The organism is Desulfurella sp. (assembly GCF_049977265.1).
Classification (GTDB): domain Bacteria; phylum Campylobacterota_A; class Desulfurellia; order Desulfurellales; family Desulfurellaceae; genus Desulfurella.
Genome location: NZ_JBMFGQ010000005.1, coordinates 1 through 24497 on the forward strand (window position 1 = coordinate 1; position 24497 = coordinate 24497).

The window sequence follows — 24497 nt, forward strand, 5'->3', positions numbered from 1 at the left end:
TGCTAAGTGGCCGGTATTGCAATAGGAAATTATCGGTTTGTTTATATTAACACCTGCATTTTTTAGGATTTCTTCTATTTGAGCTTTTGGTTTTATAACCCAATAATTTTTTTCTTTTTGCATATAGTTTGCAACAGAAACCCATTTGGCACCCTTTAAGTGACCAAATCTTGCTAGCCTTTTATCTTTTGTGTCCTGCCCGCTAAATTGTTCATAATTTCTTGCATCAACAAATTGGACAAGATTTTCATGATTCAATGCCCATTCAACAAATGGAAGAAAAGAAAAAACTGTTGTTCTGTTTCTTTCAATTACAAAATTTGATTTAGGCAATCTATACTCACCTTTAGCGATTGGCTTTTTCTCATCTACCCATTTTTCATACCCACCATCCATGTAGTAGATATCTTTTATACCAGCCCAATACAAAATAGCTGCAACTCTTGTTGCATTTGTTAAAAAGAAATGCGGTTTATCAAAATTTTCACCAGAATACACTATATAAGTAGCATCCCTTTCTAAACCAAAATTTGATAATTTTTCTTCGAGTTGCCTGTTATAGGGAACCAAACCTACCACTTCACCTCTTTTTTCGCTTAACATAGCATTTGTTAAGTTAATTGCTTTAGGCAGGTGACCGTTTAAATAATCTTTTTCGCTTCTGGTGTCAATTACAATAACATCCTTGTTTGCACTAATAAGTTGAGCAGCTTGGTCTGTTGTAATAACTTCAAGTTTTGCAAATGCCAGATTGAAAAAGCCAAAAAACAAAGTAGCCAAAATAACCAAAAACCACTTACGAAACATGTGGACCTCCTTTTAATATAATCTTGTAATATAATAATTTAGTTATTAAATTTGTCAAGTATTTATTTAACTTACTTATATACTTATTTTTTCTTTATAAAATTCCAGAGTATTTTTTGTGGCAATTTGACCTATCTGAATCAATTGTGAGGCTTTGTGAAAATCATACATTTTACAAACATCCTGAGGAATTTCTATTAAAATATCTACTTTGTTTTCAGCCAGTCTATAAGATTTGAGAGCGTTTTGCATTATATCAAATGATGTAGCTGCTATATCAAAAATAGAATATTGCTTTTTTTGATCTTTTTTAAATTTTTTTGAAATTTTATTAAATTGTTTTAATAGCAAATTTTGCTGTTTTTCTTCATCTTTTTGTATTGTTATGTCATACTTAGTTTTAACATTTGAATTTATATCAACTGCAATAACATAATCACTTTGAGTGTTTCTTAGTGCACCAACCGGTAAATTATTTAGTATTCCGCCATCAACATACAGATGACCATCTTTTTCAACTGGATAAAAAATAGATGGTATAGCACTTGAAGCTTTTATTGCAAAAAGCAGATCACCTTTATCAAACCACACTTCCTTTTTATTTACAATATCAACACTAACAGCACAAAATTTAACTAGTAAATCTTCTATTAAAATATTTGACCCAAGCATTTGCCCAAGTACATTAAAAAGCTTATCTGTTTTAACCAAACCACCACCTACACTAAAATCAAGTAAACCAATAATATCCATTTTGTAAAGGTTTCTAACCCATTCTTCATATTCGTTTAATCTATTTGCTGCAAACATAGCGCCCACTACGGCGCCCATTGAGGTAGCTGCTATTGCATTGATTTTAAAACCATTATTAATCAATTCTTTTATTACACCAATATGGGCATAGCCTCTTGCAGCGCCACCACTTAGTGCAAGTGAAACTGTCTTCATTGACAACAAAATACATTTTTTTTATTTATAGTCAATTTTTTGACAAAAATTTGTGTTTGCTTTAAATTACAAAAAGGAGGCTTGCAATGAATATTTTAATTTATGGTAGTGGTGCTTTGGGTTTACTTATGGGATATTTTTTAGAAAAAGAAAACTCTGTTGACTACATAGGCAAAAACCCATCACAAAAAACTTATAATATCAATATAGGCTCAACTGTTAATACACATACATTTAATATTAAGGACAAAATTGATAAAAAATACGATTGCATTATTCTGGCTACAAAATCTTTTGATGTTGATTATGCCATCGAAAATATTCTAAAAGCCACACAAAATACACCTATATTAACAGTTCAAAATGGCATTTACACAGAAGAAGTATTGCTATCAAAACTTGATAAAACGCTTATTTTTCCTATTGCAAGTTTAATTGGCGCAACAATAAACGACAATGTGTTAGATAATTTTATGAATAACGGTCAAAAAATAGGTTATTTTTTAAATAAGCAAAAGGCTATGTATTTTGCCCAAAATTTTAATAAATGTGGATTAAATACAATGGTTGTTGATGACATAATGAGTGAAAAATGGTGGAAGTTTACATTTTACTGCAGCTGTGCCATTATAAACGCTCTAACTGGCCTTAAAAGCTTCGAAAAAAGCGAACTTGAATTTTCTTCAAAGCTATCTAGAGAAATTGTTGATGTATTTGACAAACCTCACGGCATAGATTTAGATCAAATTGCCGATCAAGTAATAGATTTTGCAAGCAAATTTAAACCAGAAGTATGGAAAGCAAGTGTTGGCGAAGACTTAAGAAAAGGTAAAAAAACAGAAATTGAATACCTAAATGGCTATGTAGTTAAAGTGGCAAAACAAACTGGCAAAAATGCCCCTTATAACGAAAGTTTATATAACATTGTAAAAATACTTGAAAAAACAAAACTCTTTGGGAGTCTTAACTAAAGCAACAAATTTATGTTTGTACTTAAAAAGTAAAAATCTCTAATTCCAACAAACCTTTCAATTATATTGCCGTTTTTGTCAACTAAAATTGTAGTAGGAGTATAGGCAACACCTCCAAGTTTTGATAAATCTGATTGGTTTATTGTATATACAGGATATCTGATTCCATAATAATCAATAAACGAATTTAAACCGTCTGAATTTAAACTTATACCAATGATTTTAACATTTTTATTATTTTTGTAGTAATTATAGAGCTTATTTAAAGAAGGAATTTCTTCTTGGCAAGCAGGGCAATCTGTTTGAAATATATTTATTAAAACAACTTTACCTTTTAGTGATAATAGGTTTATACTGCCAGTGTTAACACCATGTAGATTTATATCCATGCTGGTTTTTTTTGGGCTACATGAAACTATGGCAAAAAAAAGTATAAAAAACAAAACCCATGTGAACTTTCTCACAATGTAGAATAGTATCATATTATCTTGAAGAATACAATAATTTTTGATATAAGATTTAGCGGGAGGAATGAAAGATGGTGAATTATAGAAATATTGTCCTTTGGCTTGCTATTATCATAGCGACTATAATTTTATTTAATATATTCAATAAATCTCAGTATAGCCAAAACCAAATGAGTTATAGTGAATTTATCAATGAAATTAATTCAAATGCTGTTAAAAAAGTTACGATAAAAGACGATAAGGAAATCTACTTTTCTATAAATAATCAAAATTATAAAACTTATATTTTGCCTATTAGCGGTCAAAATATTATAGATTTGTTGGCTAAGCATAATGTAAAAATTAATATTGTACCAAAAGAAAAGAACACAATGCTTGATATTTTTTTAATGTATTGGGCACCTATGATTGTCTTTTTGCTTTTATTTTTTTACTTTTCAAACCAGATGCAAAAAGGTGGCAAAGTTTTATCATTTAACAAGAGCAATGCTCAACTTATAACATCTGACAAAAACCCTATAACTTTTAAAGATGTGGCAGGCGTAGAAGAAGCAAAAGAAGAATTAGAAGAAATCATAGAATTTTTGAAATACCCAAAAAAATTTATTCAACTTGGCGCAAAGATACCAAAAGGTGTTTTGCTTGTAGGAGCACCTGGCACTGGCAAAACATTGCTTGCAAAAGCTGTTGCTGGTGAAGCAAAAGTACCTTTTTATAGTATAAGCGGTTCTGATTTTGTAGAAATGTTTGTAGGCGTTGGTGCAAGCAGAGTTAGAGATTTATTTGCACAGGCAAAACGCTCCGCTCCCTGCATTGTATTTATTGACGAAATAGACGCAGTAGGCAGACAGCGAGGAGCTGGCATAGGTGGTGGGCACGATGAAAGAGAGCAAACTCTAAATCAATTACTTGTAGAAATGGATGGCTTTCAAACGCACGAAAGCGTCATTATAATGGCTGCAACAAATAGACCAGATGTATTAGACCCAGCACTATTAAGACCAGGTAGGTTTGATAGAAGAGTAATTGTATCAAAATCAGATGTAAAAGGGAGATTTGCAATATTAAAAGTTCACACAAGAAACATACCTCTTGCTGACAATGTTAATTTAGAAATAATAGCCAAATCAACACCTGGATTTTCTGGAGCTGATTTATCAAACCTTGTAAATGAAGCGGTCCTTTTTGCTGCCAGAAAAAATAAAAAAGAAGTTGAGATGGAAGATTTTGAGCTGGCAAAAGATAAAGTGCTTATGGGACCAGAGAGAAAAAGCGTTATTATTAGCGATGAAGAAAAAGAAATTACGGCATATCACGAGTCAGGACATGCAATTGTAGCTAAACTTTTACCAAAAACGGATCCAATCCACAAAGTGACTATAATACCGCGAGGCATGGCTCTTGGCGTAACACAACAGCTTCCTGAAGGCGATAAATACACCTATGATAAAGAGTATTTAATTAATAGAATATGTGTACTCCTAGGTGGCAGAGTATCAGAAGAAGTTATGTTAAATACTATAACTACAGGAGCTGGCAATGACATTGAAAGAGCCACAGATATAGCAAGAAACATGGTTTGCGAATGGGGTATGAGCGAACTTGGACCACTAAATTATGCTACAAGCAAAGATGAAGTATTTTTAGGTAGAGAAATTGCGACACACAAAAACTTTAGTGAAGATACGGCTCGTCTTATTGATAGAGAAATCAAAAGAATTATAGATGACGCATATCAAACTACAAAAAATATAATATTGCAACACAAAAGTCATATTACAAAAATGGCCCAATCACTTCTCGAAAAAGAAGTTATAACATCAGCTGATATAGATGAAATCTTAAATGAACCACAAAGTGAAGTTTGATCTAATAAAAATATACTCAAAAGATCAGGCAAAACAATTAATGCAAAACATTAAAGCTGACAATATTGGCATTGAACTAATGATAAATAAAACAATTAACCTTTCTTTTTTAATTTATGATTGTGATTTTTATATAGCAAATATTATAAAACAGGAAGCCCTATCATGCGGTATTGACGCATGTGTGTCAAAAGATACTATTACAGCAAAAACTGCAAAAACTGACTGCTTAGTTTTTGGTGACATAAAAAGGCTATATCAATTATCCAATAAATTAAAAATTCAAAACTTTAAAGATTTAAGAGATTTGGGCGAAAAATTAAACAATCAATTAGATGCTTATTTTGGTGAATTTTTATGGAAAGTAGGTGAACAAGTCTTTGATCTAAAGAAAAATTACCTTATTATGGGTATACTTAATGTTACACCAGATTCATTTTACGATGGTGGAAAATATGATACTGTAAACAAAGCATTATTTAGATGTGAACAAATATTAAATGAAAAGGCAGACATTATTGATATTGGTGCTGTATCAACACGACCCTTTAGTGAAACAGTAACACTTGAAGAAGAAAAAAAGCGTTTATTTCCTGTTTTAGAAGCCATTAAAAAAAGATTTCCTCAGGCAATTTTATCTGTTGATACATTCAATTCAAGTGTTGCAAAAGAAGCTTTTGAGTATGGTGTTTCAATAATCAATGATATAAGTGGTTTTACTTTTGATGAAAAAATGAGCGAGTGTATATTGGATTGTAATTATTCTTGCGTTATAATGCATATAAAAGGCAAACCAAAAATTATGCAGGAAAAACCAATATATCAAAATTTAATTACAGAAATAAATGAATTTTTTGAAAACGCTATCAACAAATTACTAACAAATAACTTTGACACAAAAAAGATTGTGTTGGATCCAGGTATTGGTTTTGGCAAAACACTAAGTCATAATATTGACATAATTAAAAATATAGAAAGTTTTAAAATATTTGGCAGACCTATATTAGTTGGCTTATCAAGAAAAAGCTTTATTGGCAACATTTTAAATAAAGATGTAAATGAAAGACTATTTGGTACAATTGGAGCAAATGTTGCAAGTTATTTTAATGGTGCGCGCATCTTTAGAGTCCATGATATTGCAGCAAATAAAGAGGCTCTTGAGTTAGCTTATCAGCTAAATAACTAAAAATATCAAATGAGCAATAAAAGCTAATATCGTAGCAATCAGTACACTTGATACCGTAATTACAATTGTGCCTTTAAGCCTAATTTCTCTATACAGCGTAGAAATAGTTGCCAAACAAGGTATATAAAACATAACAAATATAGTAAATACAAAGATTTGTTCAACGCTAAGCATTTTTGAAACAGCAGAAATTGAACTTAAACCCAAAGCCTGTGCAAGCATAAGTAGCGTTAATTCTTTTTTAAATATGCCAAAAATTAAAACAATGCCAATAGCAATAGGTAAACCCAAAAGTTCCATAAATGGAGCAAAAACATAATTTATATATTTTGCAAAATTAAAATAATCAATTAACGAAAGCACAATACTTCCGCCAACCAAAAGCGGTATGGCTACATAAACAAAGTCTTTTATTCTATACCATGTTTTTATAATCGTTGTTTTTAATGTTGGTGTCCTGTATGGAGGAATATCAAATAAAATCTCAGGACTAATCCCAGGCAATATCTTTTTTAGAATTGCTCCAGCAATACCTATCACAACAAGATTTAATAGGTAAAGCAAAATTGCATACACAGGACCAATAAAAAATGCTACAAGTCCCATGATTACTGTGGTTCTTGCAGCGCACGGTACAAGTGTAGCCAAAAAAGCACTGATAAATTTTTCCCTTTTGTCCCTTATTATCCTCGTAGCCATAACAGCAGGAACACTACATCCATACCCCATAATAAAAGGTATTACGCTTGTTCCATGAACACCAATTTTATGCATTAATGAATCCATTAAAAAGGCTATACGAGATAAGTATCCACTATCTTCAAGTATGCTGAGTATTACAAAAAAAGGTACTAAATACGGCAAAGCAATACCAATTGCAGCGCCTATGCCATCAATTGCACCTTTTGTTAGCGACAGCAAAAATGCATTATGGATGTTTGCTTGCAAATATTCATCTGTAAATGAAAAAAACTTATCAATTAAACTCTCAAATGGAGAACCGCCCTCAAATACTATAAAAAAAATAGCTATAAATATTATAAATAAACTTACATAACCCCATATAGGATGCAACAAAATTTCATCGATTTTTTCGCTTATTGGTAAACCTTTTGAATCTTTTACTTTTGCACTATATTCAAAAATATCAAGACACAAAGCATGCCTTTCTTTTGTAATTTCAGCACCATTGTTTAATAAAACCCTCGTAGTTTCAAGTAAATCTTGACACTTTGGATACCAGCTGACGATTTCTTCGCATGCAGAAAAACCTTCTATGGCTTTTATTGCAACAAGCTTTGGAGGCAAAATCAATGTAGTTGCCTGAGATTTAAGACATTGCTCCAAACTTTCTATAAAGCTTTCAAGTCTTTTTGAATATATGCATCTTTTAATGGGCTTTTGAGCTATTAAGGCTGCACTAATTAAGTCTTTGATACCTTTTGCCTGTTTTGCGATTACAGGTATTACTTTTACACCAATTGAATCTTCAAGTTTTGATATGTCAATTTCTATACCTTTCTTTTTGGCTTCATCCATCATATTTAATGCAACAACCATTGGTTTGTTTAAAGAAATCAACTCTAGTGTTAACTCTAGGCCCCTTGTAATAGTAGATGCATCTAAAACATTGATAATACAGTCAAAATCCATGCTCGAAAGTGCCTTTACACTTTCCTTTTCGGCATCATCGTACCAACTTAATGAATAAGTACCCGGTAAATCTACAAGCTCTATAGATTTGTTTTGAAAGTAAAATTTGCCAATTGTATATGAAACTGTAGCACCTGGAAAATTAGCACTTATACTTTTATATCCGGCAAGTTGATTAAATATTGTGCTTTTACCGCAATTTGGCTGACCTATTAGAGCTATTCTCATAATATTTCAACTATAATTTTCTTAGCTATGCCACGTCCTAACACTACATCATTGCCTTCAATTGAGACAATTAAAGGGCCAGAAAAAGGTGCAAGTCGCTTTATTTTTAAAATAACCCCTGGTATTATTCCCAACTGAAATAATCTTTCTTTGGATCTGCAACCGGATTCAAATCCTACTACTCTTACTTCTTGCATTAATTCACAATCTATTAGCCTCATAAGACAATTTATATATTAAGCAAATGCACTTGTCAAATGCTTTTGTTTAGTAGTTGACATTTTAAAAATTTTAGTGCAATATAAAAATAGTTTTGGAGGAAAAGTTTGACTGCGAGCATTATTTTAGCTCTGCCTGTTTTGTTATTGGCTATCGTTATTCATGAAGTTTCACATGGATATGTAGCATATCGCTTTGGTGACTCTACAGCCAAAAGAGCAGGAAGACTTACGCTAAATCCTATAGTGCATATTGATTTATTTGGTACAATACTTTTGCCAGCGCTTTTGATTTTTGTACATTCGCCTATACTATTTGGTTGGGCAAAGCCAGTGCCTGTAAATTTTTATGCACTAAAAAACCCCAAGAGAGATTCAATATTCGTTGCTCTTGCAGGCCCTGTATCAAATATTTTAATGGCAATTTTTTTTACACTGGTTTACTGGTTTATATTTGCAGCAGCTGCCAACCCTACTCTCTTTTTGGAAGATTTGCGTATTATGTGCTTATACGGAGTACAAATTAACATAATTTTTGCATTGTTTAATTTAATACCAATTTTACCTCTTGATGGAGGGAGAGTACTTGCTGGATTACTTCCAAATAGACTTGCATATCAATATTCAAAATTAGAGCCTTACGGTATGTACATTGTAATATTGCTTCTTTTCCTTGGTGTTTTAAACTTTATAATAGCTATATCAAACCCAATTGTCAGTTTTTTATTAGGAGGCTAAATGGCAGTAGTTTTAAGCGGTATGAGACCAACTGGGAAATTGCATTTGGGAAACTTGTATGGAGCTTTACAAAATTGGATAAATTTACAGGATAAATATAAATGCTACTATTTTGTGGCAGACTGGCATGCACTAACTACTGGTTTTAATGAATCAAAAGAGATTTATGATAATACGCTTGAAATGATTATAGATTGGCTTGCATTTGGGTTGGATCCTAACAAAACTACGTTGTTTATACAATCTCTTGTGAAAGAGCACGCAGAGCTTTTTTTGCTACTATCCATGATAACACCTGTAGGAAAATTGGAGCGTGTACCGTCTTACAAAGATCAAATTGCTCAACTTGGTGAAAGTAGAACCGCAAATTATGGCTTTTTGGGTTATCCTGTTCTTATGAGCGCAGATATTATTATTTACAAAGCAAACTATGTACCAGTTGGCATAGATCAAATAGCACATTTAGAGTTTACAAGGGAAATCGTTAGAAGCTTTAACAATATAGTGGAAAAAGAAATATTTATTGAGCCAGAGCCACTTTTAAGCGAATTCCCAAAGATACTGGGCACTGACGGTCGTAAAATGAGCAAATCATACGGTAATGCAATTTATTTAGCCGATAGTGAAGAACAATCCACAGAAAAAATTAAAACAATGTTTACAGACCCACGCAGACTTAGAAGAACCGATCCTGGTGTGGCAAAAGATTGCGGTGTATTCGCACTTCACAGTATCTTTACAGACTCTCAAACTTGCAACGAAATAGAGGTTTCTTGCGCAAATGCTTCTATTGGTTGCACAGATTGTAAAAAAATACTTATTAAAAACCTAAATGAAAAATTAAAACCCATAAGAGAAAAAAGGGAACAATTACAAGAAAACAAAAAGAATGAAATTATCGACAACATTAAAGAATCTAGCAAAAATGCTTCAATTATAGCAAAGTCAACTCTAGATCTTGCCAAAGAAGCAATCTTTAGCAATTATCTGGAGTGATTTAAAAATAATCTATCTATAAAATTTGTGTCGTAAGTATTGTTTATAAAATCCTTCGAAGACAGCAGTTTCTGAAAAAAGCTTATATTTGTTTTTATGCCTTCTATTTTAAACTCGCTTAAATTATTCAGCATCCTTTTGCGAGCTTTCTCACGCGTATTGCCACTTACTATTAATTTTGCTATCATAGAATCATAATATGGACTTACATTGTAACCGCAATATATATGAGTGTCTATGCGCGTATGGGAACTTGATGGCAAAAACAAGAAATTAATTTTACCAGGAGATGGAATAAATCTTTCTGGATCTTCGGCATTTATCCTGCATTCAATTGCACAGCATTTTGGTTTTAGATCTTCTTGTTTAAATGATAATTCATAACCATAAGAAACCATAATTTGTTCTTTTATTAAATCTACATCGTAAACAGTTTCACTTACGGGATGTTCTACTTGAATACGTGTATTGATTTCAATAAAGTAAAAATTTTTTTCTTCATCAAATAAAAATTCAAGTGTGCCTGCATTCCAATATTTTAATATTGAAGCTGCCCTAACAGCCGTTTCTAAAAATTCTGCCCTTTTTTGTTCATCTAAATATGGACTTGGGGATTCTTCAAGTAACTTTTGGTGTCTTCTTTGCAGCGTACAATCTCTTTCGCCAACATGCACGATGTTGCCAAATTTATCTCCAATTACTTGTGCTTCAATATGTCTTGGATGCTCTATAAATTTTTCTACATAAATATCTTCTCTACCAAAAGAACTTTTGGCTTCGCTTTGCGCTGCATTAAATTCATTAATAAGTTCATTTTCGTTGTGTACAACCCTCATCCCTCTGCCACCACCGCCCCATGATGCCTTAAGGAGTATAGGATAGCCTATTGTGTTTGCTACAGACTTTAATTCATCAAGATTTTTCACCGCACCATCGCTGCCTGGGATTGTTGGTATGCTATTTTCTTTTAAAATTTGCTTAACTTTTGATTTATCAGCCAAATTAGCGATTGTTTCTTCGTCTGGTCCAATAAAAACCACATCCAAATCATTGCAAATTTTGACAAAAGTTGGGTTTTCACTTAAAAAACCGTATCCTGGATGCACCGCATCTGCACCAGAATTATGAATAGCTTGTGCTAAGGAAAATAAATTCAAATAACTTTGCATAGATTGGGCCGGACCTATGCAGATAGCCTCATCTGCAAGCATAGCAGGTATTGAGTCTTTATCTTCAACTGAGTAACCAATGCAAGTTTTAATACCCAACTCTTTGCAAGCCCTGATAATTCTTAAAGCAATTTCTCCTCTATTTGCAATAAATATTTTCTTAAACATAGTTTTTAGTTCACCTTTCTTACCAAAAATAAAGGTTGGTCGAATTCTACTTTCTGGGCATTTTCAACAAGAATCTTTTCTATAGTACAATCAAACTCAGCTTCAAGTTCGTTCATTATTTTCATTGCTTCTAAAATGCAAAGCACCTCACCTTTTTTTACTTTTTGGCCTTCCTCAACATATGGCTTTGCATCAGGGGCTGGCGCTCTATAAAACGTTGAAACCATGGGAGATCTTATCTCGACTAAATTTGGATCTTGAGTTTTATCAGATGTTTCTATACTCTGAGCCTGTATAGATTGAGTTTGATATTGAGGTATAACCTCTGTTACTCTAAAATTATCTTGCGAAGAGGCATTTTCTGGAAACGCCTCTTTCTTTTTTAAGGTAATTTCTAGCTCGTCATCTTTGTAGTTAAACTCAACAAATTGACTGTTCTCAACAATCTTAATAATATCTTTCAAAGTCTTAATATCCATTTTTTCCTCCTTTTTACATACTGTATTAAAAATATCATAAATTTATTTTTTTTACAACTTTTAAATGATAACTTAGAATAAATACATTTTTTAAGTAATACTAATTAAATTTCTTTTTTTTAAAAGACTTAACAAATTGTTTCAAATGAATTATTTATAATTTGGATTATCAATCCCTTCTTTTTTTTAAACTTTTCTCTATCGTTTGTTTTGTAATATTTGTATTAGCTAAATAATTAAATAGATCACTAGAATAATCAACTGCCTTGTCAAATGGCATATCCATTAAGTTTTCCATGCCTGTTTTTGTAATCTCAATTGCAGATGCATTATTTTTAGCTACAGTCAAAGCTAATTTATGAGTTTCTTCATCCAACTGCTTTTCATCAACAACCTTATTGATCAATAACATTCTTTTTGCTTGATAAGCATTTAGAGTTTTACCGGTAAAAAGCATCTCCATTACAATTTTTTTACTCAAAGAAAATCTAAGAGGTAAACTAGCTCCAATACCAGTTAAACCTACATTAATAGCAGTTATTCCAATTTTAACAGACTTTGAACAAACTGCCATATCGCAAGCAAATAACAGTCCCGCTCCATTTGCAACAGCAAAACCATTAGCACTTGCTATAGTTGGTTTTTTTAAACGATGAATAGTATGGTAAAATTCATTCATAGAATAAATAAATTCTTTCATCTGTCTAGCATTTTTATCTTTAAATTCTTCTAATGAAATACCTATACTAAAATACTTTCTACTACCTTGTATAACAATAACTTTTATTGACTCATCATTATTGAGATCTTTTAATGCATCGTTCAAATCCCTTGCTAATTCTATATCAAACGCATTAAACTGTTTAGGTTTATTTAGTACAACCCAGGCAATAAAACCATCCTTTTTAATTAAAACACTTTCCATTATACCTCAAATATCAGCTTAAGTAACCATGCAAATAACGTCTGGATAGCTACTCTAAATATCTTTAAACTTACCGTACATACACATCAAACCAAAAAACCTAAACGTTAGATTGATAATAAAATTTATCAAAAACTAACTATATTAGCAAAAATCTTTATTTATCATGCTATATTAAACCTTGCCATAAATCCCCCTCTTTTTTAGTAGCAATGATAAGATTAATTTAAAACTAACCTACCAGTTAACTTTTATATTTTAACAAAAAACTCACTTCAAGTAAAGAAAAAAATAAAAATTTTTAGCTTTGATGTCTTAATTTTTTTAGCATTTCTTGTTAAATAAATATTTATATATTTTTATTCATCTATTGACAAAAATACGTTTTTATCTAATTTTTCATACTCAAAATATCTTATAAGCCTATATAATTCTTCTCGAGTTTGCATTCTATCAAGCACATTTTTTTGAGAACCAGATATTTTAATAAATTCAAAAACCTCCTTTATGGCTTTGTTTGCAATTCTCAAAGCACTTACGGGAAAGATTACTATTTTGTAGCCAAGCTCTCTAAATTCATCTACACTAATATATGGGGTTTTGCCAAATTCAGTCATATTTGCCATAAGGGGCACATTTATGGCTTTTGAAAAGGCTAAAAACTCATCTTTGCTTTCTAAAGCTTCAGGAAATATTATATCGGCACCAGCTTTTTCATATATTTTTGCTCTAAAAATTGCCTCATCTAAGCCATCTACTGATCTTGCGTCAGTGCGGGCAACAACAAGCAAATCTTTTGCACTTTTTTTTGCAGCTTTTATTTTTTCTTCCATATGATGCGCATCGATTAGCTCTTTGCCAGATAGGTGACCGCATCTTTTTGGTAGCTTTTGGTCTTCAATCTGAATAGCTGCAGCTTTCGACTCAAACATTTCTTTTGCTGTTTTAGCGACATTTAGCGACTCGCCAAAACCCACATCCACATCCACTATCATAGGCAAACTGCAAGCCCTGTAAATGTATCTTGTCATGCTCGCCACTTCATTGAGTTCAATCAAGCTTAAATCCGGCAAACCCAAACTTGCGCTTAATGCAGCACCAGATAAATACAAACATCTAAACCCTACCTCGCGCGCAATCAAACCAACTATGGGATTATACACACCAATAGCAACTATGGTATCTTGTTCTTTTAATAGTTTCTTGAGTATTAAAGAAGGGTTATTGTCCTGATTTTCTACAAGCCAACTCATACTACAACCATGTCAATCTTAAAAAATCATCAATATCGTTGAATTTTTCAATATTAAACACCGCATCAACAATCCTTTCCTGTTCTTTTGGGTTTAAAATTTCTTGCGTGCAAGTTTTAAATTTTCTTATCACTTCTTCGTCGCTCATTGGGTTTTTCGCATGCCCTTTTGGATATTTCAAATCTTTAGTGTATGTTTTACCATCTTTGGTTTTTAGCGTAATTTTATTTGGTATGCCATCGGGGTAGCCTTTTGTAAGCTCGTCATTTTCTTTTAAGATTACCTTGTTTTTTAAGATTTCTTTTATTTTTTCATCTGAAAGTTTTTCTTTGCTAAAAGAATATTTTGAAATATCACCATCAATTAAACCTACCACAGTGATATACTGCAAACTGTGGTCTGCTGTTTCTTTTGTTTTTGGCTCCCATTTTTCTTTGTCTTTTGCAATAATTTCATAGGCTGCCTTAAATGTTTCTATCGTTATAGAATCTATATCCTTAGATGATTTTATATAGGGCGACAATTGCTTTGCAATATCAACTGCGCTTTGAGCATGGTATTCTACAGGATAAAACTTAATGTGCGTATCTAAAATACGCCTAGGAGACTCCAATCTAAATAAAGACTCAAGGGCTTTATCGTCAAAGCTAAAAGAATTAAGCAGTTGATTAAAAAACCCCATCTCTCCAACAAAAGGTTCATAAGGACCGCTTACACCTTGTTGAGCCAAAAAAACAGCAAATAGAGCATTTTTTGCAGAATTGGCAGCTGCTGCGCCTTTCCACATCGAAAGCTCGCCAGCTCTTGTTTGTCTTAGGGAAACATTGGGTATTGTTGCAATCGAAATAGCGTGCTCAATTTCTTGTTTTTTTAAGCCAAGTAGCCTTCCAAGACCGCATACTTCACCAATTGTTATATAGTTAACATGGTCAAACCCGTGAGCACGCAAACTCGCAGCATCGCATAAATTTACAGAAATCTCATATGCAATAACGATGGCTTTTAAAAACTCCGAGACGCTCTTGTGCTTATATTGAGCCAAAGCCAAAAGTCCTGGGATTAAATCCGAAGGGTGTAGCGGTTCTTTTGACAGATATGTATCGTTAAAATCTAAATACCTAAGTAGCACACCATTTGCAAAAGCCGCAGTCTCTGGTGTTGTATAAAAATTCAAACCAAATAAACTTGAGCCATTTTTAAAACCAAAGTTGTAAGCGTAATTTCTCGCCGCTTTCGGCGTGTCTTCACCAAAAGCGAGATACATTACACCAAAAGAATCCAGTATCCTTCTTTTTGATTCGTGCAATGTTGATTGCTCAAAATCATTTACACTACAAACATAATTTGCGAACAGGTCTGTGTATTTATCCATATTTTACCTCCTTATTTATTATATTATATTAAAAAAATACATGAATAAAAGTTATTTTTTAAAACAATATTTTTGCAATGTATAAATTTATATGGTATGATTTTTATGTGAAAGTTTTGGTTAAAAAAATGAACAAAGTGTCCTTATTAGCTAAAATTAGATAAAATGAAAAGTGTGCTTGTCGGCGTAAGTGGTGGCGTAGATAGCACATTTGCTGCTATCTATCTATCAGAGACTGGATACCGTGTAACTGCCATAAATTTTTTGCTAACAAATAAAGACAAAATCTCACAAAGTGTCGTAGATTTGCTTAAAAAACACAATATTGATTTTTATATACTTAATATAAAAGATTATTTTAAAAAAACAGTAATTGATAGATTAGTAAATGATTATAAAAATGGTTTTACACCCAATCCGTGCAGTATTTGCAACCCACTTGTGAAATTCAAAATCTTAGCAGAAGAAGCAGATAAACAAGGTATAGATTCTATAGCAACAGGACATTATGCAGATTTGAAAGAAGGTTTTATAAAAAAACATTTTTCTATCAAAGATCAATCATACTTTTTAGCATATCTGCCAAAAGAATACATACAACGCATAATTTTTCCACTCAATAGTTTTGAAAAAAAAGATATAAAAATTAATATACCGATCGATTTAAAAGAAAGTAACGATTTGTGCTTTGTAAATAATTATAGAAATTTAATTGACAATACAAAAAAAGGTAACATTTTGTACAATGATAAAATAATTGGGACTCATGATGGTTTTCACAACTATACAATTGGTCAAAGAAAGGGAATAAAATATTCTAATGAGCCCTACTATGTAAAAAACATTGATATTTTAACAGGCGACATCTACATTGCAAAAAAAATTGAACTTTATTCGAAACAATTTTATATCAACAACATCCATTTGTTAAAAGATGAAGAATGGTTTAAAAAAAATAAAATAGAGTGTTTAGTGAGATATCGCGCAAAAAGCACAATGGCTGAATATGAACCAATAACAAAAAAAGTATTGTTAGATGAAGAAGCATTTGCCATAACAAAAGGTCAGATTGCTGTATTTTATCATAATGACCTGATTGTTGGATGCGGAAGAATAGATGGGATTTGAAGATTTATTTAAAAAATTTGTAAAAGTAAAATTTGTTAGAAATTTAAGATACGAACCTCACATAATTGAAACAATAAAATATATTAATCCAGAAAGTTTCGATAATATTTTAGTGTTTTATAAAGAAGTAGATTACTTAAAGTCAATTTTGCTTGAGCACCTATCAAAAGAAAATATTTTTGAGTGCAATGTAGAAAATTTAGATAAATGCTCATTCGATGTCAAATTTGATTGTATTATAGTGTTTCTTTGCAAAAATAGTGCTAACCAAAATTCAATATATGAAATCATAAATAATGTAGCCGAAAAGAGAGCCAATGTCTTTGTAGTAGATTACTTATTGGGTAATAAGCTTTTTAATCTTGCATTAAGGTTTTCTGATAAAATTTCATACCAAGACATAAAGCAGCAAACTTTATCTGTATTTGAAAAAAATTATCGTTTAACTGATGAGTTAAATAGTAAAAAAAATAACATATCGATTAAAAAATATTCAGTATGAATTTGCATGTCTATTTACACATACCATATTGCTATAAAAAATGCCCTTACTGTTCTTTTATTTCTTACGAAAAATCCTTTGACACAAAACAAAACTATTTAAATACCCTAATTAAACAAATTGAAAATTTTTTTGCCTTTGAGAATGAATATATTATTAAAACAATATATATAGGTGGTGGCACTCCATCGCTATTAAAATTCAATGAAATAAAATCAATTTTGGATACTCTTAAAAAAAATAGAATTTCTAAAGACTGTGAAATAACAATAGAAATTAATCCAAATAATGCAACAAAAAGCTACTTAGAACAATTGAAAGAAATCGGTATAAATCGAGTAAGTTTGGGCATTCAGTCTTTTATTCCTAAAAAGCTGCTTTTTTTAGGCAGACTTCACACCGCTAATCAAAGTTTTAAATCTATAGAAAATGCAATTGAATTTTTTGACAATACTAGTATTGACTTGATATATGGTTTTGAAGATTTTAGAGATTTTCAAGAAGATTTGCATTATGCATTAACTTTCCCAATAAAGCATATGTCTGCGTACATATTATCTATAGAAAAAGGCACACAGTTTTATAAGCAAAATATTTACTTATCGGAAGAAAATATAGAAAAGCAATTTTTATACTTAGTTAAATTTTTAAAAGCAAACAAAATATATCAATATGAGGTTTCAAACTTTTCAAAAAAAGGCTTTGAAAGCAAGCATAATCAAGCTTACTGGCAAAATTACAATTATATAGGTTTTGGCGTAAGTGCAAGTTCATTTATCAACGGTATAAGGTTTAAAAATACAAATAAATTAAGTGAATATATAAAGAAAATTTCAGAAAACAATAGCCCTATTGATTATAAAGAAAAATTAAGCACTAACAAAAAAATCAAAGAGGCTTTTGTTTTGGGTTTGCGTACAATTAAAGGCGTAAATATAAAAAGTTTTAACCAAAAAAACAATTGTGATGTAGAAAAACTCTACAAACCTCAACTACTTAAACACTATAATCTAAAAACATTAAAAAAAGTAAACGGTTCAATAAAAATTGCAACTACCAAAAAAATCCTCATTTCAAATTATATTTTATCGGATTTTATTTAAATATTTATTGCAGAGCTTAGAAGCCCTGCAATAAAAGAAGATTAAAATCTGTTTCTTGAATTAGAATAGTTAGATCTTGGTCTTGAATTTGGGCTTGACTCCCTTGGTTTTGCTTCATCAACCCTTATGTTTCTACCGTCTAAATCTGTGCTGTCCAATGCTTCTTTAGCTTTTAAAGCATCATCTTTTGATTCCATTTCTACAAAACCGAAACCTTTGCCTTCAATAACTTTAACCGATACCACACTACCATAACCTGAGAAAACTTCTTTAAGTTTCTCTTCCGTTGTTCGGTAATTTAAATTACCGACGTACAACTTGTTCGTATTCACAAAACACACTCCAAAAAAAGAATTTTCCGATGAGACCGCTTTATAGTCTTCACCAATTAATATTTAGTATAAACATTTAATAATCAAAAGTCAATAAAATTTTTAAAACTTGACAAAATAAAAAATTTGATTATATTAAACCTGCCCCAAAATGCTTGGGGGTGTATTTGGATTCGACGGGATGTAATAGTGGTTGGGGATCATGCCGATGTCTTATCTGATCGTTAAACAGGTAAGAAAAAATAAACGCAAATTCTGAATTAGCTTTAGCTGCTTAATTAATTGCAGCTAGGTGGTTTTAACTTATCGCTTGCTTTGGGTTAAAGCTGCCTAATACTTTAAGCAAGCATCACCAAATTGAGTTTGTTTGCGCACTCAAGCGGTGATTAACGAGCGCAAAATCGGACTCTGATGGTTTGGCCTTTGCCAAAAGGAGTCTTAAAATTAAAAAAGGCCTAAGCATGTAAAAAGTTTCCAGCTGCGAGACATTACTGGACGCGGGTTCGACTCCCGCCACCTCCACCAAAATTAGCTACCATAAATTTCGTCTTTTATTATTTTAGATTTTAAGTCGTATATTAAAGTTGAGAATTTGTCTGTTCGCTGAATGAGGTCCACACATTGATAAGCAGCCTCTCTTTTGTTGTCTTTTATATACAACAAACCAGCTTTATAGAAATCAACCGAAGCACTTTTTGGATCATCTTGTCTTTTGTACACTAAACCTCTATTAAAATAAGCATCTACATAATCTGGATTAATTTCAATAGCATTTGTAAAGTCAGACTCGGCAGCCGTTAAGTTCTTCAGAGTGTAATATACGATCCCTCTGTTATAGTATGCTTTATAACTAAGCGGTTTTATTTGTATTGCTTTTGTAAAGTCATCAATGGCATCCTGATAAAAAGCCAATTTATAATTTACTACACCTCTATTTATATAAGCTTTATAAAAATTTGGATCTTTTTGTATAGCTTTTGTAAACTCTGTTCGTGCTTTGTTGTAGTATAGATAAGTATTATCATTTTCTAGTTTATTAGAAGCCAATTTGTTATAAACCACACCACTATTATAATATGCCTTAGAATTATCCGGATTAATGCTTTGAGCTTTTTTAAAATCCTTTAGAGCTTCATCACATCTATTTAGCTCATAATAAATTATACCTCTATTTATATACGACATGTAGTTGTTTGGGTTTTCTTGAATTGATTTGGTATAATCATTTATCGCTTGTTGAAACTGGTTTTGTTCATAGCTACTTTGAGCTTGAGTAAAATATTGCATAGATTTTGCTATATTTGATATCTCTTGAGCATAAGTACTACCTGAAAATATTAGCGCTATAACACCTATTGTTAGGATAAGCTTCCTCATTCTAAACCTCCAAAATATTTCGCTATAATTAGGTATATACAAAATAATTACTCAAAATGCAACAAAAAATTTAGTTTTTTAAACCAAGTTGACATAATCAATAAATTTTGATATAACAAAAAATTATGATAAACAACTTATTAATAAACGATAAACTATTAATCTTAGGTTTATTAATTTTTTCATTTCTTATGGGTCTTATCTTAAATAATGGTATAAGTAGAATATATAAATTTATCGCAAAAAAAATTCCAATCCGTGATGAAATTAAAAAGTATTTTTATTTTCCAGCATGGTTTCTAATAAGCATTCTGATTTTTAGTATAGCCAGTTCTGTAATAAATTTTAAATTGGAAAGTAGCGATTATATTATTACAAAAACTATTCAAATTTTATATATTCTATTTTTTGGTATATTGTCAATTAGAACAATATCTTTTTTGGAATATATTTTAAACGAAAAACAACCAAAAGATATTGCTGATTTCCATAAAAGACAATTAAATACACAACTAAAAATTATAAAAAGTATTGCTACGGCTATTATTTCAGTAATTTGTCTGGCATTAATTTTTTTAAGCTTCAGTTCTTTAAAAAGCTTAGGTTCAACAATTTTAACATCTGCTGGCATTATTGGCATAATTGCTGGATTTGCAGCACAGAAAACACTTAATTTGCTATTTGCAGGCATTCAAATTGCAATCAGTCAACCAATTAAAATAGGGGATGTTTTGATAGTAGAAGGAGAATGGGGAACAGTCGAAGAAATTACATTAACTTATGTAGTACTGAAAATCTGGGATTTAAGAAGATTGGTTATACCTATCAATTATTTTGTTGAAAAATCATTCCAAAACTGGACAAAAACAAGTACACAACTTTTGGGAACAGTGTATATATACCTAGATTATTCAATAGAAGTTGAAAAATTAAGAAAAGCTTTAAATGATATTCTAAACAATACCTTACTTTGGGATAAATTTGCAAGTGGTATTCAAGTTACTGATGCTAACGACAAAACTATACAGGTCCGTGCACTTGTTAGTGCAAAAAACTCTTCAGATTTGTGGAATTTACGATGTCTTGTTAGAGAAAAACTTATTGAGTACATAAAAAATGAAGCACCGCAAAATTTACCAAAATTAAGAAATATACTTCAATTGGAGGAAAAGAATGAGAATAGTGATAGTATCAAATAGACTGCCTGTAAATATTATAAAAGACAAAAAAACTAACAATAACAAATTTCAAAAAAGCTCTGGGGGTCTTGTAACAAGCATCGGTGCATATACTGAAAAAATGACAGATCTTTCTTATGCCTGGATAGGTTGGCCTGGTGTCAGTATAACAAACAAACAAGATAAAGAAGAAATAACAAGCTCACTTAAAGATATCCACAGCTATCCTGTTTTTCTAAGTGAAAAAGAAATGGATAAATTCTACTTGGGATTTTGTAACCGCACTATATGGCCATTGTTTCACTATTTTCCCACCATTACTGATTTTAATAAAGACCAATACGAAGAATATAAATCTGTAAATGTAAAGTTTCTAAAGACTTTAAGTGAAATAATAAATCCACAGGAAGATATTATATGGATTCATGATTACCATTTAATGCTTTTGCCAAATTTACTAAGACAAGAATATCCCAATTTAACAATAGGTTTTTTCTTGCATATACCTTTTCCTGCTTACGAGGTTTTTCAACTCTTACCATCTAAATGGCGGCTTGAAATTTTAGAAGGCATGCTTGGTGCAGATCTAGTTGGTTTTCATACCCACGAATATGTAGACAACTTTTTAAGAGCACTATTGCGTTTTAAAGGACTTGAAAATAACTTCGGTATTGTTAACGACAAAGGTAGACTTGTTAAAATTGGTACACATCCAATAAGTATAGATTATTTAAAATTTAGCAATACATCCAAAACTCCATTCGTAGTAAATAAGGTCAAAGAAATACACAGTCAATTTAATAATCAAAAAATTTTATTTAGCGTAGATAGGCTTGACTATACAAAAGGTATATTAAATAGACTACTGGGGTTTGAACATTTTCTCGAACATAATCCTAATTGGATTCAACGCATAGTGCTAATAATTATAGTGGTGCCTTCACGAATAGGTGTATATCATTACCAACAAATGAAAAGACAAATCGACGAGACAATTGGCAGAATCAACGGCAAATTTTCAACTGTTGACTGGATCCCTATTGTATATAAATTTGATTCTTTAGACTTTGAAAATTTGATTGCTTTTTATAATGCCAGCGATATCATGCTCGTAACACCACTTCGAGACGGAATGAATTTAGTAGCTAAAGAATTTATTGCCTCAAAAACAAATAAAGAAGGCGTCCTTATTCTAAGCGAAATGGCAGGATCGGCAAAAGAATTACTAGAAGCAATTATAATAAACCCAAACAGTGTAGAAGAAATTTCAGATGCAATAAAGCTTGCTTTAGATATTCCAAAAGAAGAGCAAATACAAAGAATAGAAAAAATGCAAAATAGAATAAGCAGGTACAATGTTTTTAGATGGGTTAGCGATTATTTAAATGAATTAAACAAAATTGTACTCTCTCAAAATCAAATGGAATCACAATTTATCAATGAAAAAGTAGAAGAGAAAATTATTTCTTTGTACTTAAAATCTAAAAAAAGGATTATTATACTAGACTACGATGGAACATTAGTAGAGTTTACAGAATCGCCTAAATCTGCTTTGCCTACAAAGGAATTAATTCACCTTATGCATACACTACTTCAAAGCAACAATGTAGTTGCTATAGTTAGCGGACGCGATAAAGAAACTCTTCAGCATTGGTTTGAAAATTTGAATATTATACTTATAGCAGAACATGGAGCTTTTTATAAATACCCTAACACTAGTTGGAGACTCTATCAAAACAATATTGATTTAAATTGGAAAAAAGCTATAAATAATATATTACATCTATACACGGATAGATTGCCTGGCTCTTTTATAGAAGAAAAAACATTTTCTACAGTATTTCATTACAGAAATGCTGACTCTGAAACTTCTTTGTCTTTTATACCAGAGCTTAATGGGCACTTGCAAAATTTTTTAGCAAACACAAATTTAAAAGTATACAAAGGAAATAAAATATTAGAAATTAAACCTTCCAGTATTGGAAAGCACAATATAGTAGAAATCTTGAATCTTAAAGAATATGATTTTTGTCTAGCGATAGGCGATGATTATACCGATGAGGATATGTTTAAAGTTTTGCCAGAAAACGCTATCACAATAAAAGTTGGTGAAATTTCAACTTTAGCAAAATACAACATAAAAAACCCTCATCAAGTAAGAAAGTTACTAGAAAAACTTGCTAACGCCATTTAAATTATAAAGTTACGTTTGTGTTTGACTGATCTAATATAACAAGTAACGTTAGGTATTCCCTTACATGTCTGGTAATAAGAAAATTATCTTTTACAAATTCTCTGCCTTTTCTTTTAAGTCTTTTAAATAAATCATCATCACTTAAAAGCTGCTTGATTCTAAGCGCTGCACCTTCTGGCGTATTAACTAGAAAACCATTGTAGTGATCTATAACTTGAAGCCTTATTCCTCCAGTGTTACCACCAATAACAGGTTTGCTTTTCCATAATGACTCTGCAACTGTCAAACCAAAACCCTCTTTTGTTGATTTTTGTATGACAATATCAGCTGCTCTTTGAAGCGCATTGATTTTAATATTTGCATCGGGTGGCAAAGACAAAACATGTATATCCTTATCAGAGTTTGCAGCAGTAAGCGTTTCTTCTAATACAATACTGCCTTCTGGATCATCATCTGCACTTCCACCTGCCAGAACAAGCTGTATAGACGGAATAGATTTTTTTACTAACTTGTAAGCGCTAATTACACCTATTGGGTCTTTAAATCTATCAAAGCGTGAAACTTGTAATAATACAGGTCTTGAAGGATCTATATTAAATTCTGTATAGACTTCCTCTATATCTTCTTTATTTAAATCTTTATTTTTGTCACTTAATGGATTTATGCTTGGAGCAATTATGTATTGCGGATGAGGTAAACTTCTTGCAAAATCAACCAATGAAAAAATACTTGCATCGTAGTAGCTAACAAATTGTTTTAGAAATTTCCATACCTGTCTATTTGGCCTTGAAATATCAATATGGCATCTCCATATCCATTTTCCTTTTCTGTTTGGAAAAAACTTTATCAATGCTGCTGGTTGTGGATCATGAATAAAAACAAAATCTGCTTCATTTAGTAAATCATATAACCTTTGAGCGTTTTCTTCATTTGTTTGTTCATACACTTTAAGTAGTGTATCTGGCACAATCTGATTTTTAACTCCTTGTAATAAATTATGAAACATTTTTGTACATTTGTAAAAATCGGATTGACCAACAACAATTTCCCATACAGCGTCCAGACCTAACTCATGTTTTAGCGGCAATATATTTGTCAATAATTCTGCAACACCACCGCCAATTTTTGTTGAATTTATATGGACAATTTTTTTTCCTTGTAAAAAACTTGATAATTTAACCAGATGATCTATTTCGCTTATACCTACTATTGATTCTAATTCGGAAAGCATCTAAAT

The 24497-nt window shown here is 31.2% G+C and carries 23 protein-coding genes and 1 other RNA gene; 11 read left to right on the forward strand and 13 right to left on the reverse strand.

Annotated features, from left to right (window positions below; genetic code table 11):
• The coding region (locus ACP5FO_RS01850) for a sulfurtransferase (protein ID WP_428156939.1) at nt 1-807 on the reverse strand (807 nt) is incomplete at its 3' end.
• Between the two features lie 75 nt (nt 808-882).
• Nucleotides 883-1755, reverse strand: a complete 873-nt coding sequence (locus ACP5FO_RS01855; RefSeq protein ID WP_428156940.1) for a patatin-like phospholipase family protein — start codon at nt 1753-1755, stop codon at nt 883-885.
• Nucleotides 1756-1841: 86 nt separating this feature from the next.
• On the opposite strand from ACP5FO_RS01855, the gene ACP5FO_RS01860 reads away from it, so the two are divergent.
• Complete coding sequence (locus tag ACP5FO_RS01860) at nt 1842-2726, forward strand: ketopantoate reductase family protein (RefSeq protein WP_428156941.1); 885 nt, start codon at nt 1842-1844, stop codon at nt 2724-2726.
• On the opposite strand, the gene ACP5FO_RS01865 is transcribed toward ACP5FO_RS01860, so the two are convergent.
• Nucleotides 2723-3115, reverse strand: a complete 393-nt coding sequence (locus ACP5FO_RS01865) for a TlpA disulfide reductase family protein (protein WP_428156942.1) — start codon at nt 3113-3115, stop codon at nt 2723-2725. The two genes, ACP5FO_RS01860 and ACP5FO_RS01865, sit on opposite strands and share 4 nt — an antisense overlap.
• 149 nt (nt 3116-3264) lie before the next feature.
• Between ACP5FO_RS01865 and ftsH the strand changes: the two genes are divergently transcribed.
• Both ftsH and folP read left to right on the forward strand, forming a co-directional pair.
• Complete coding sequence (gene ftsH, locus ACP5FO_RS01870; protein WP_428156943.1) at nt 3265-5061, forward strand: ATP-dependent zinc metalloprotease FtsH; 1797 nt, start codon at nt 3265-3267, stop codon at nt 5059-5061.
• Complete coding sequence (folP, locus tag ACP5FO_RS01875) at nt 5051-6247, forward strand: dihydropteroate synthase (protein WP_428156944.1); 1197 nt, start codon at nt 5051-5053, stop codon at nt 6245-6247. The genes ftsH and folP overlap by 11 nt, the downstream gene beginning before the upstream one ends.
• On the opposite strand, the gene feoB is transcribed toward folP, so the two are convergent.
• Together feoB and ACP5FO_RS01885 are read right to left on the reverse strand one after the other, a co-directional pair.
• A complete protein-coding gene (feoB, locus tag ACP5FO_RS01880) occupies nt 6236-8128 on the reverse strand; it encodes a ferrous iron transport protein B (protein ID WP_428110196.1) in 1893 nt (630 codons plus the stop codon). The genes folP and feoB overlap by 12 nt on opposite strands.
• Nucleotides 8125-8349, reverse strand: coding sequence for a FeoA family protein (locus tag ACP5FO_RS01885; RefSeq protein ID WP_428110199.1), 225 nt, complete (start codon nt 8347-8349; stop codon nt 8125-8127). Before ACP5FO_RS01885 ends, feoB begins: the two co-directional genes overlap by 4 nt.
• A 105-nt stretch (nt 8350-8454) precedes the next feature.
• Between ACP5FO_RS01885 and ACP5FO_RS01890 the strand changes: the two genes are divergently transcribed.
• Nucleotides 8455-9084, forward strand: a complete 630-nt coding sequence (locus ACP5FO_RS01890) for a site-2 protease family protein (RefSeq protein ID WP_428110202.1) — start codon at nt 8455-8457, stop codon at nt 9082-9084.
• Entirely contained in the window at nt 9085-10080 is a 996-nt protein-coding gene (gene trpS, locus ACP5FO_RS01895; RefSeq protein ID WP_428110204.1) for a tryptophan--tRNA ligase, read from the forward strand.
• On the opposite strand, the gene accC is transcribed toward trpS, so the two are convergent.
• The 5 genes from accC to ACP5FO_RS01920 all read right to left on the reverse strand — a co-directional run bounded on the left by accC (nt 10068) and on the right by ACP5FO_RS01920 (nt 15446).
• On the reverse strand, nt 10068-11417 hold the full coding sequence (gene accC, locus ACP5FO_RS01900; RefSeq protein WP_428110208.1) for an acetyl-CoA carboxylase biotin carboxylase subunit: 1350 nt from the start codon (nt 11415-11417) through the stop codon (nt 10068-10070). The genes trpS and accC overlap by 13 nt on opposite strands.
• Before the next feature lie 5 nt (nt 11418-11422).
• The gene (accB, locus tag ACP5FO_RS01905) at nt 11423-11896 is read right to left on the reverse strand and encodes an acetyl-CoA carboxylase biotin carboxyl carrier protein (RefSeq protein WP_428110211.1); all 474 of its coding nucleotides are present in this window, start codon (nt 11894-11896) and stop codon (nt 11423-11425) included.
• Nucleotides 11897-12065: 169 nt separating this feature from the next.
• Complete coding sequence (locus ACP5FO_RS01910; RefSeq protein ID WP_428110214.1) at nt 12066-12821, reverse strand: enoyl-CoA hydratase/isomerase family protein; 756 nt, start codon at nt 12819-12821, stop codon at nt 12066-12068.
• Between the two features lie 359 nt (nt 12822-13180).
• The gene (gene prpB, locus ACP5FO_RS01915) at nt 13181-14074 is read right to left on the reverse strand and encodes a methylisocitrate lyase (RefSeq protein WP_428110218.1); all 894 of its coding nucleotides are present in this window, start codon (nt 14072-14074) and stop codon (nt 13181-13183) included.
• A gap of 1 nt (nt 14075) precedes the next feature.
• Nucleotides 14076-15446: an MmgE/PrpD family protein gene (locus ACP5FO_RS01920; RefSeq protein ID WP_428110222.1), complete on the reverse strand. Its 1371-nt coding sequence runs from the start codon at nt 15444-15446 to the stop codon at nt 14076-14078.
• Nucleotides 15447-15611: 165 nt separating this feature from the next.
• Between ACP5FO_RS01920 and ACP5FO_RS01925 the strand changes: the two genes are divergently transcribed.
• The 3 genes from ACP5FO_RS01925 to hemW are packed head-to-tail and all read left to right on the forward strand — an operon-like array spanning nt 15612 to nt 18179.
• Entirely contained in the window at nt 15612-16574 is a 963-nt protein-coding gene (locus ACP5FO_RS01925) for a tRNA methyl transferase PRC-barrel domain-containing protein (RefSeq protein ID WP_428156945.1), read from the forward strand.
• Complete coding sequence (locus tag ACP5FO_RS01930; RefSeq protein ID WP_428110231.1) at nt 16564-17076, forward strand: hypothetical protein; 513 nt, start codon at nt 16564-16566, stop codon at nt 17074-17076. The genes ACP5FO_RS01925 and ACP5FO_RS01930 overlap by 11 nt, the downstream gene beginning before the upstream one ends.
• Entirely contained in the window at nt 17073-18179 is a 1107-nt protein-coding gene (gene hemW, locus ACP5FO_RS01935) for a radical SAM family heme chaperone HemW (RefSeq protein ID WP_428110236.1), read from the forward strand. Before ACP5FO_RS01930 ends, hemW begins: the two co-directional genes overlap by 4 nt.
• A gap of 41 nt (nt 18180-18220) precedes the next feature.
• On the opposite strand, the gene ACP5FO_RS01940 is transcribed toward hemW, so the two are convergent.
• On the reverse strand, nt 18221-18511 hold the full coding sequence (locus ACP5FO_RS01940; protein WP_428110239.1) for an RNA recognition motif domain-containing protein: 291 nt from the start codon (nt 18509-18511) through the stop codon (nt 18221-18223).
• Nucleotides 18512-18668: 157 nt separating this feature from the next.
• On the opposite strand from ACP5FO_RS01940, the gene ssrA reads away from it, so the two are divergent.
• Nucleotides 18669-19036: a transfer-messenger RNA gene (gene ssrA / locus ACP5FO_RS01945) on the forward strand.
• 3 nt (nt 19037-19039) lie between these two features.
• On the opposite strand, the gene ACP5FO_RS01950 is transcribed toward ssrA, so the two are convergent.
• A complete protein-coding gene (locus ACP5FO_RS01950) occupies nt 19040-19888 on the reverse strand; it encodes a tetratricopeptide repeat protein (protein WP_428156946.1) in 849 nt (282 codons plus the stop codon).
• Nucleotides 19889-20013: 125 nt separating this feature from the next.
• Between ACP5FO_RS01950 and ACP5FO_RS01955 the strand changes: the two genes are divergently transcribed.
• Together ACP5FO_RS01955 and ACP5FO_RS01960 are read left to right on the forward strand one after the other, a co-directional pair.
• Nucleotides 20014-21087, forward strand: coding sequence for a mechanosensitive ion channel family protein (locus tag ACP5FO_RS01955; protein WP_428107845.1), 1074 nt, complete (start codon nt 20014-20016; stop codon nt 21085-21087).
• Complete coding sequence (locus ACP5FO_RS01960) at nt 21062-23260, forward strand: bifunctional alpha,alpha-trehalose-phosphate synthase (UDP-forming)/trehalose-phosphatase (protein ID WP_428107850.1); 2199 nt, start codon at nt 21062-21064, stop codon at nt 23258-23260. Before ACP5FO_RS01955 ends, ACP5FO_RS01960 begins: the two co-directional genes overlap by 26 nt.
• A gap of 1 nt (nt 23261) precedes the next feature.
• Here the strand turns inward: ACP5FO_RS01960 and ACP5FO_RS01965 are convergent, their stop codons facing one another.
• The gene (locus tag ACP5FO_RS01965; RefSeq protein ID WP_428107854.1) at nt 23262-24491 is read right to left on the reverse strand and encodes a glycosyltransferase; all 1230 of its coding nucleotides are present in this window, start codon (nt 24489-24491) and stop codon (nt 23262-23264) included.
• Between the last annotated feature and the right edge of the window lie 6 nt (nt 24492-24497).